The organism is Sutterella sp. KLE1602 (assembly GCF_001578585.1).
Taxonomy (GTDB): Bacteria; Pseudomonadota; Gammaproteobacteria; order Burkholderiales; family Burkholderiaceae_F; genus Sutterella; species Sutterella wadsworthensis_A.
Genome location: NZ_KQ968556.1, coordinates 1 through 9,429 on the forward strand (window position 1 = coordinate 1; position 9,429 = coordinate 9,429).

Below are 9,429 nucleotides of genomic sequence, written 5' to 3' on the forward strand. Positions count from 1 at the left end.
AGTCGGATGTTCCCTCGCGGCAACTCTATGGAAGGCGTTGAGACTGGGCGGACACGTTCATACGGTGCCGCCGCAGAATACAAGTCGCACCTGCCCGATATGCGGCTGTGTTTCCAAAGACAATCGCAAGACGCAGGCGTTGTTCAAATGCATCTCCTGCGGACATCAGGGAAACGCGGACGTCGTGGCTGCGATCAACAGCAAAAAGCGCGGACGAAGCTCGTTAGCCTGTGGGGAGTCTGAGAAGAATGCTCAGGCTCAAGTGAATCCGGGTCGGTCTAAAAAACCGGCGCCGAATCAGCAGCAGGAATCCACCGAAGTAATCAGCAGCGCAAGTTGCTAACGCAGTAGAGAATCTCCGTCGTTCACGGCGGAGAGAACGTCAACAAATGTGTCATTTAAGAACCGTTGGGAAACTCCTCGTTTTTTCATCCGCAACACCCCCAATTTCGACGCACCGGTCGCCTTTCGCCTCCCCTTCCTCATTCCGGTCCGCCGCACCGTCCCGAATGCGTGCCCGAGGCGCCGATCGGGTAGAATCCCGAATCCCATTCGCCGCACACTCAATTTTCCAACCTTTTTCCCAAGCAAACCGACATGTCCGCCACGATCGTTCCGCCGCTTGCCGTCGCCCCCATGGAGGGCCTCACGGGCTTCGTCTTCAGGCAGGTTTTCAGCCGCCACTTCACGGGCGCGGACGACTGGTTCATTCCTTTCGTGACGCCCACGACCCTGCCGCAGTTCACGGACCGCCAGATGCGCGAGCTCGCGCCCGAGGCCAATGCGGGCATTCATGCGGTTCCGCAGCTTCTGACGCGCCGCACGGCCGACTTCCTCTGGTCCGCGAAGGCGCTCGCCGACATGGGCTACGACGAGGTGAACCTCAACTTCGGCTGTCCCGCGGGCACAGTCGTCGCAAAGGGCAAGGGTTCGGGCTTTCTGCGCGAGCCCGAGGCCATGATCCGCTTTCTCGACGAGATCTTCAGCGCGGACCTTCCAATCGCGATTTCGGTGAAGACTCGCCTCGGCTGGGCCTCCGAGGACGAGTTCGACCGTCTCGTCGACGTCTACAACCGCTTTCCGATGAAGCGCCTCACGGTGCACCCGCGCCTCAAGAGCGACCACTACAAGGGCAACGTGCGCCTCGAGACGCTCGACCGCCTCTATCCGAGCCTCAGGATGAAGGTGGGCTACAACGGCGACGTCGTCACGCCCGCCGACGCGGTCGCGATGACGGAGCGCTATCCGGGCATCGACCAGATGATGATCGGCCGCGCCCTGATGGCCGACCCCGCGCTGCTTCGCAAGATCCGTGGTGGCGAGCCCGCGACCGAAGCCGAGCTCGACGACTTCCGGCGCGATCTCTTCGAAAGCTACACGGCCGCCTTCGGCAGCCTCAAGAACGCCATGATGCGCATGAAGGAATACTGGTTCTACCAGCTCGCCCTTTATGACGAGAGCGAGCGCCCCGCCAAGGAGATCTTCAAGTCAAAGACGCCCGAGGCCTTCGCCGACGCCGTCAGGAGGCTCGTCGAGACCTGCCCGCTTCGCCGCGACGCCCGCGCCTCTTGGTACAAGCCTCTTTGATCAGGCTCCCCCCCTTCGGTTCGGCCCGAGCCGCATTCCCTGCGACAAGCTCAGCATAACGCCGTCCGAGCGCCGCAGGCACTTCGTGGCCCATGCCTTCCACGGGCTCGAGCCTCGCGCCCGGAATCACGGCCGCTGTCTCTTCGCCCGCCGCGAACGGCAGCAGCGGATCCGCCGTGCCGTGAATGACAAGCGTCGGAACCCGAATCTGCCCGAGCGCCTCCGACCTGTTTCCGCTCGCGAGGATCGCAAGCAGCTGCCGCTTCGTCGCCTCCATGTCGAGCGGCGTGTCCTCGATGCGGTCGAGCATCCGCTCGAGCGCCTCGACGTCGCCGCGAAAGGCGGGCCCCGAGAGCGCAAGCAGGATCTCCCGCATCTCCTCCCTCGCCTCTTCCTTCGTCCGCGCGGGTCCTCTCGGGCGGATGATCTTCCAGATCGTGCCGAGCCTGCCGAGGCCCGTGGCGGGATTGCCCGTCGCGGACGAGAGCGACGCGAGCGAGAGAATCCTCTCGGGATGACGCAGGGCGAGCGTCTGCGCGATCATCCCGCCCATGGAAAAGCCCGCGACGTGAAAGCGCCCGATGCCGAGACCGTCGGCGAGCGCCACGACGTCGTCCGCCATGTCGTCAAGATCGTAGGCAGCCGAAACCTTCCTGCGCGCGAGCGTTCTCGCCACAGCGCCGAGCACCTCGACATCCCTGACGCGAACGCCCGTCACGCGCGGGCTTTTTCCTGCGTCCCTGTTGTCGGGCAGCACTACCTGGAGTCCCGTCTCGACAAGCGCATCGACGAGTTCGGCGGGCCAGGCGTTCGACGCCATGCCGAGTCCCTGCAGAAGAATGACGGCGGGACGGGACGCATCACCATGACGCGTGAAGGAGAGCGGAACGACGGGACGGCAGGACATCGGGAAAATCCTCCTGAACAATCAGAAAAAAGGCCCGGGACGCCGCCGGGATGCGGGCCGGACCTTCGTGACGGCGCTGAACTTGAACGCTGTCCGGGCTTACTTGCCCAGAGCGATCGGAAGCACGATGCTCTTCACGTCGACGGGCGTCGTCATCAGGCCGTTCTCGATGAGGAACTTCTGGTCGGCCTCAAGGCCCTTGACGTCGGCGTCGGTCAGCACGCCGTAATAGTGGGACCAGCCCGCGAGCTTTTCGGCGTCGGCGAGCGAGATGCCGTGTTCCTTCGCGCCGATGGAGACGGCCACCTGCCAGTTGGCCTTGATCCACTCGTCGGCCTCACGCTCGACGCGCACGACGGTTTCGAGCGCCTCGGGATGCTTTTCGGCGAACTGCTTCGAGGCGGTCATGACGAGGTTGACGTCGACGAGGCCCTTGGCGGTAGTCACGACGCGGCAGCCCGCCTCCTCGGCCTTGATGATGCCGCTCGCGGCAAGAAGCGCCGCGTCGACGCGGCCGCTCGTGACGGCGGTCATGGCGGCGGGAATGTCCATGGAGAGGAACTCGACGTCATCGGCCGACATGCCTTCCTTCACCAGAGCGGCGATGAGGAGCTGATGGAGCACGGTGCCGCGGGGACCCGCGACCTTCTTGCCCTTGAGGTCCTTCACGGAGAGACTGGCGCCGGGCTTGCCCACGATGGCGAAGGTGTCCGTCGGGTGCGAGACGCCCGAGGCGACGTAGACGGGATTGCCCGAGCCGTTGGCCATGAGGAGCGAGGCGGTGTTCATGACGGCGGAGACGTCGACGGCGCCGGCCGCCATGGCCTGGGCCTGCTTGGCGCCCGAGTTGATGGACTTCCACTCGACCTTGACGCCGTCCTTCTCAAAGGCCTTCTCGAGCATGCCTTTTTCCTTCATGACCATGTTCTGAAGGTTGAACGGGCTCTTCACGTAGACGATCGTCACCTTTTCGGGCATGGCGGCGAGGGCGGACGCGGCAAAGGCGCCGCAGACGGCGGCGGCAAGAAGCTTCTTCATCATTTTCAGGATTTCCTTTTTATAGAAGCGGCTCCTCTTCAAGGAAGCCGCGGAGGATTTCTTCGGAAAGCGCGCCGAGTCCAGGAGTCGCGAGGCTCCTCGGATAAGGCGCGGGATTGTCGTAGGTGCGCGCGATCACGCCGTTCTCAAGCCTGCAGATGCGGCTCGAGAGCAGCACAGCCTCGGTCACGTCGTGCGTGACGAGCACGGTCGTGACGGGACGCGCGGCGTGAATGCGAACGAATTCGTCATAGAGCTGGCGGCGAGTCAGAGCGTCGAGCGAACTGAACGCCTCGTCGAGCAGGAGGAGTTCGGGCTCGGCGGCGAGCGCTCGGGCAAGGCCCACGCGCTGGCTCATGCCGCCCGAGAGCGCGGCGGGCATCGACTCGGAGGCATGCGCGAGGCCCGTGAGCGCAAGCACGGCGTCGACCTTCGCGCGTCGCTCGTCGGCGGGCAGGTGTCTCACGGCCACCTCCACGTTTCTTCTCACGCTCATCCAGGGAAACAGCCTGTGCTCCTGAAAGACCACGGCCGTGCGGGGCGCGGCGGCGCGACCCTGCGCGTCCTCCATGCGGATTTCGCCCGAATCGGGCTTCTCAAGTCCCGCAAGGAGCCTCAGCAGCGTCGTCTTCCCGCAGCCGCTGCGGCCGATCACGGCCGTGATGCCGCCCGCGGGCATCTCGAGCGACAGTCCGTCGATCGGAGCCGTCGTGCGGCTGTCGGACGAAAAGGCCTTCCTGAGATTTCTGATTTCAACCTTCACCATCTACGCAGCTTCCGAAATGCGGCGCGAGAGCGCCGAAACGAGCCTCGAGATCACGGCGTCGGCCGCAATGCCGAGCCCCACGATCGTGAAGATGCCGACGAACACGACGTCGGTCTTGCCGAATTCGGAGCTCTCCGTAATGAGAAAACCCAGCCCCGATGAGGCGGCGATGAGCTCGGCACCTACGAGGGCGCGCCAGCTGTACCCGAAGCCCATGCGAAGGCCCGCCAGAATCCCGGGCATGGCCGCAGGAAGCGTGAGCATCCTAAAGCGCTCGGCGGACGTAAACCTGAGAAGCTCGGCCACTTCGGCAAGCTTCGGGTCGATGCCCTTCACCGCCGTGAGCGCGCTCAGATAGATCGGAAAGAAGCTCGAGAGAAAGACGATCGCGATCTTGGGCGCCTCGTCGATGCCGAGCCAGAGAATGAGAACGGGAATGAGCGCAAGCGGAGGCGTGAGCCTCAGGAATTCGATGACGAAATGCGAGGCCGCCGCGGCTGCGGGCCTCACCGCGAACCAGACGCCGCAGCCGATCCCGAAGGCGGCCGCAAGCACGAAGCCCGTCATCGTGCGCATCGCACTCATGCCGATGTGCGCCGCCAGCGACCCGTCGGCCGCCATGCGCACGAACGCCTCCCACACCGCCTCGGGCGACGGCAGGAGAACGGGCGCGATCCCGCCCGAGTGCGCGGCGAGCCACCAGGCGGCAAGAAGCGCCGCCGGGATGACAAGGCCCAGTAAAGGAAGCGATGAACGGTTCATGTCGGAGCGGGCGGACCGGAGACGGCTACGGTCATACCCGAGTAAATTTGTCGGGATAATGTAGCAGATGAGCGGTCCTGATGCAAACCATTCTCACACGAGGAGTCCGGAACTTTGGAGAACGGCGAAGAAGGCACAGCCCCTGAAGGGACGCGCCCGGCGCTGGGCCGGGCGTGGAAAAGACATGCGGGACGGAAGTAGTCTGTCCCTGATCAGAGCGAAAATCCGCGCCAGACAAGCTGGCAGCCGAGGGCGACCATCACGCAGGAGAGCAGGATGACGATGAGGCGGGGCTTGCTCTTTCGAGCAAGGCGTGCGCCGAGCTGTGCGCCCACGATGGCGCCGCAGCCCACTGCGACGGCGGGGGCCCAGACGATGTGGGCGAGTAGCGCATGGCCGACGACGCCGATGGCGGCGCTCACCATGAGCACGAAGGTAGAGGTGGCCACGGCGACGAGCGGCGGGAAGCCGAGCAGGAAGACCATCATCGGAACGTGCACGACGCCGCCGCCGATGCCCAGAATGGAGCTGATGAAGCCCACGAAGAAGGAGCAGCCGATGCCGAGCCAGATCTTGCTTCTGGGGAGCTCGTTCGGATCGAACTCGTCGGCCGAGCGGTTGGCGGCCTTGTTGCGGGAGCTCCAGTACATGAAGCAGCCGAGGAAGGCGAGCGACGCGCCGAAGGTGATCGAGAAGGCGGGGCCGGAGAACCATTCGCTCACGTAGCTCCCGAGGAAGGCGCCCGGCACCGTGGCGAGTGCAAAGGGCATCGCCACGCTAAGGATGATGCGCTTCTGCCTGAAGTAGGCCCAGGTGCCCGAGAGCGCATTGAGGAGCACGCCGAAGAGGCTCGTGCCCACGACCTCCTGAACGTTCGCGAAGGTGCTGCCCGAAGGCGGCATCATGAAGTACATGAAGAGCGGCACCATGATGAGGCCGCCGCCGATGCCGACGAGAGCGCCGAAGGAGCCGACGCCGATGCCGAGAATGAAGAGCTCGATGAAGTCAAGCATGACCGTGTTGTCGTCTTGTATTGATGGGTGTAACCGAGGGAGTGCGCATGACGCGCCGTGTGCGTGGCGGACCGTGCGGGACTTTCCGACATGATACGCCCGCCGTCTTCCATCAAGGACGAAAACCCGCCGTCCTCTTCATCCTGCTCAAAAAATGCGGGACGCCTAACCATGGACGTCCCGCATTCCGTTTTCACAGTCTTCTTTGCGTCACAGCCTGATGCGCGCGGCAAGTCCCGGCGGGCAACGGCCGATCATCAGGTCGGCGAGCGCCTCGGAGTGCGTGCACGCGAAGACCTGCACGCCGGCTTCGACGAAGGCGGCCGCGGAGGTCGCGACGAGCCTGCGCAACTCGTCGTCCATGCAGGCGTCGGGCTCGTTCCAGAAGAGGATCATGCCCGGCGAGATCATGCCGTTGCGAACGAGCCTTGCGAGCATCACGATCCTGCGCTCGCCCGAGTCGAGTTCAGACATCGGCACCATGGCGCCCCCACGGATGACGACCAGACTCTTGTCGTCAGGATGCTCGGCGACGCGGCCGCCGAGCCTCTTTTCGAGTCGGTCAAGGAGCGCCGCAAGCGGGGCTGCGGGTTCGGACTTCGTGTCCTCGGCGCCGAGCACCGAGCAGGTGTCGCGCCAGACGCCCTCGAACCCGACATGCCACATCTCGAAGAGCTTCGGGAACCAGGGCACGAAGGAGGCGAGCTCCTGCATGGGAATGAAGACGGGGCGGCCAGGGGCCGTGCCCGACGGCATGGCGTCGACGGAGACGAATTCGGAGCCGCTCTTGAAGCCGAAGGCGAGCGTGCCCTGGGCCTCCTCGTGCTCGAGCTCGACGGCGCACTCGCCGCGCGCGAGGTCGCCCACGCAGCCCGGACGAAAGTTCTCCCTCAGCCGGCCCGTGATCGACTGCGCGTATCCGAGCTTCGTCATCCAGCGCGTCGTGAAGGCGCCCGCGGACTCGACGGCGCACAGCAGCTTGAGCAGGTTGTGTCCGCCTGCGCCATTGGGCGCGACGATGACGTTGAGACCGGGCGCAAACGCATGGCGCCCGTCATTGATGTTCATAAAGCCGCGGAGGCTCACGGATCGGATCAAGGCCGTTCCTCCTTGCAATATTAGTGTTAAGCGGTGTGCTCGGCCCAGACGGCGGCGACCGCCTCCCTGACGGCGGTCTCGTCCGCCTTCCAACTGCCCTGCACGAAGCCCTTCGCACCGCCGCCGCGGCCGTTGAGGCGCTTGTTGAGCGCGATGCTCACGGGGCGCAGAAGGTCGTCGGGGATGGCGCAGACGTAGCTCATGACGCCGGGCTCGGTCTCGGACATGACGGCGATGAAGGGAGCCTTCTTCGCTTCGGAGAGCTGCACGCAGAACTGGCGGAGCTCAAACGGGGTGAAGCCTTCCTCCAGGACGACGAGCGGCGTCTCCTGAGCGGGAATGGCGTCGGCCTTGAAGTCGAAGATCGTGCGGTTCATCGCCGCAATCCTCGCGTCCTTGGCGGCCGACTCGGCGAGCACGCGCTCGACGGCCGAGGAGATCTCGAGGGGCTTCGCGGAGAGAAGCGCGGAGACGGCGCGGGTCTCGCGGATGCGGGCCTCGTAGTCCCTGAGGGCGCGGATGCCGCATACGAAGAAGACGCGGGTGCCGCCGCGGTGCTTCATCGAGGAGAGCACCTTGATGAGGCCGATCTCGCCCGTGCTCCTCACGTGCACGCCGCAGCATGCGCAACGGTCGCATCCGGGCACGTCCACGATGCGCACGTCGCCCTTGAGGGCCTTCTTGCTGCGGTAGGCGAGCTTTTCAAGCGCCTCGGCGTCGGGAAACGAGATGCCCACCTCAACGTTGGCGACGATCGCCTCGTTGCAGGCGCGCTCGACTTCGGCCACCTCCTCTTCGGTCATCACGCCGCTGAAGTCGCAGGTAATAACATCGTCGTCCATGTGAAAGCCCACGTTGTCAAAGCCGAACTTCGCGTTGACGATGCCCGAGAAGACGTGCTCGCCCGTGTGGTTCTGCATGTTGTCAAAGCGGCGCTCCCAGTCAAGCACTCCCTTGACGTCCTGCCCGACATCGAACGCCTTTTCACAATAGTGCACGATGCCCGCCGGCGTGCGGCGCACGTCGAACACGGCTGCGCCGTCGATCGTGCCGTGGTCCGCAGGCTGTCCGCCGCCTTCCGGATAAAAGGCCGTGTCTTCAAGCATGACCTCGAAGCCCATTTCGCCTTCCACGCACGAGGTCACCTTCGAAGTGAATTTGCAGGCATAGGGGTCACGATAGAAAAGTTCGGTCATGGCGGTCATGGACGGCTCCTTGAAAAAAACCTGAGTGGTGAGACTGCAAAGTCTATGCGCATTCTTCGGGATGCGCAAAACGCGCAACGAAGACGGCCCGAAGCCGGCGCTCCGGGCCGCAGGACAATGCATGCTTGGGGAAGACGTGAATCAGGCGACGTCCTTCGTTCTTCTGACGGCGCCCTCGCCCACGAGCTTTTCGTTGATGAAGCCGTAGGCCTGCGCGTTGAGTTCCGCAAAGGGCGGATTGACGCCGAACTTGCGAGTATAGAAGAAGCCCTCGAGCGCCATGATGGCCACGAATCGAGGCAGGCGCTCCGCTTCGGGCAGCGCCTGGATGCGGAACCAGAGCTTCTGGTACCAGTCGTGCACGGGCTTCATGAGCTCGTCGTCGTGCACGAAGTTGGAGAGCAGCGCGACGCCCACGTCGGCCCAGTCGCGGCTGTCGGCTTCGAAGGTCTTGAACCACTCGACGAATCCCGGCACGAGCGTCTCGTCGGGACGGCCCTCGAAGAGCGCCTCGTGGCGCTTCATCTGGCCGTCGAGATGAGCGGCGTAGTCCTCGATGAGCGCGGCGTGGAGCGCGCGCTTGTTCTTGAAGTGGTACATGCACGCGCCCTTGCTCATGCCTGCGGCCTGGGCCGCGCGGTCCATGGTGAGCGCACCGATGCCTTCCTTGAGGATGATGCCGCGGGCGGCGGCGATGATGGCTGCGCGGGTTCGGAGGGCCTTTTCACTGCTCATGGGAAATGCTTGCCGGAAATGTAGGTAGATGGTGGTCACTGACCCGATTTTACGCCCTGATGCGTTGAAACGGGCGCGGCGCATGGGTTTGCAGGGAGGACGCCGCATATGGACAACGGCCCGCGCCGGAGACTGGCGCGGGCCGCTGACCTTGATCAGGGTCCCGGAGAGGAGGCATGGGACCCTGAAGGAGCCTTTTCGCGAATTACTTCGCAGCCTTGGCGGCGGCTTCACCGGCGATGCGGCCGAATACGATGATGTCCGTGTAGGCATTGCCGCCGAGGCGGTTCGTGCCGTGCGTGACGCCGGTCACTTCAC

10 protein-coding genes are annotated in these 9,429 nt (G+C 64.5%); 2 read left to right on the forward strand and 8 right to left on the reverse strand.

Annotated elements, in window-relative coordinates; all coding sequences use genetic code 11:
• Positions 1-343 (forward strand): zinc ribbon domain-containing protein (locus HMPREF3036_RS11585; protein WP_156469782.1); only part of this gene is annotated, 343 nt, incomplete at its 5' end.
• Positions 344-597: 254 nt separating this feature from the next.
• Complete coding sequence (locus HMPREF3036_RS07710; protein ID WP_062333242.1) at positions 598-1,587, forward strand: tRNA dihydrouridine synthase; 990 nt, start codon at positions 598-600, stop codon at positions 1,585-1,587.
• Here HMPREF3036_RS07710 and HMPREF3036_RS07715 read toward each other — a convergent pair.
• The 8 genes from HMPREF3036_RS07715 to HMPREF3036_RS07750 all read right to left on the reverse strand — a co-directional run bounded on the left by HMPREF3036_RS07715 (position 1,520) and on the right by HMPREF3036_RS07750 (position 9,111).
• Complete coding sequence (locus HMPREF3036_RS07715; protein WP_082897410.1) at positions 1,520-2,494, reverse strand: alpha/beta fold hydrolase; 975 nt, start codon at positions 2,492-2,494, stop codon at positions 1,520-1,522. The genes HMPREF3036_RS07710 and HMPREF3036_RS07715 overlap by 68 nt on opposite strands.
• Before the next feature lie 99 nt (positions 2,495-2,593).
• Positions 2,594-3,535, reverse strand: coding sequence for an ABC transporter substrate-binding protein (locus tag HMPREF3036_RS07720; protein WP_197457962.1), 942 nt, complete (start codon positions 3,533-3,535; stop codon positions 2,594-2,596).
• Between the two features lie 16 nt (positions 3,536-3,551).
• Positions 3,552-4,298: an ABC transporter ATP-binding protein gene (locus HMPREF3036_RS07725; protein ID WP_062333245.1), complete on the reverse strand. Its 747-nt coding sequence runs from the start codon at positions 4,296-4,298 to the stop codon at positions 3,552-3,554.
• Positions 4,299-5,060 (reverse strand): ABC transporter permease, encoded by a 762-nt coding sequence (locus tag HMPREF3036_RS07730; RefSeq protein ID WP_005436822.1) that lies wholly within the window; start codon positions 5,058-5,060, stop codon positions 4,299-4,301.
• Between the two features lie 212 nt (positions 5,061-5,272).
• Positions 5,273-6,073, reverse strand: a complete 801-nt coding sequence (locus HMPREF3036_RS07735; protein WP_005436821.1) for a sulfite exporter TauE/SafE family protein — start codon at positions 6,071-6,073, stop codon at positions 5,273-5,275.
• Between the two features lie 210 nt (positions 6,074-6,283).
• Positions 6,284-7,171: an AAA family ATPase gene (locus HMPREF3036_RS07740; RefSeq protein WP_062333248.1), complete on the reverse strand. Its 888-nt coding sequence runs from the start codon at positions 7,169-7,171 to the stop codon at positions 6,284-6,286.
• 26 nt (positions 7,172-7,197) lie between these two features.
• Complete coding sequence (locus HMPREF3036_RS07745; RefSeq protein ID WP_062333251.1) at positions 7,198-8,376, reverse strand: alanyl-tRNA editing protein; 1,179 nt, start codon at positions 8,374-8,376, stop codon at positions 7,198-7,200.
• A gap of 141 nt (positions 8,377-8,517) precedes the next feature.
• Positions 8,518-9,111 carry a TetR/AcrR family transcriptional regulator gene (locus HMPREF3036_RS07750; protein ID WP_005436815.1) on the reverse strand — a complete coding sequence of 198 codons (594 nt, stop codon included), beginning with the start codon at positions 9,109-9,111 and terminating at the stop codon, positions 8,518-8,520.
• Positions 9,112-9,429: the final 318 nt, after the last annotated feature.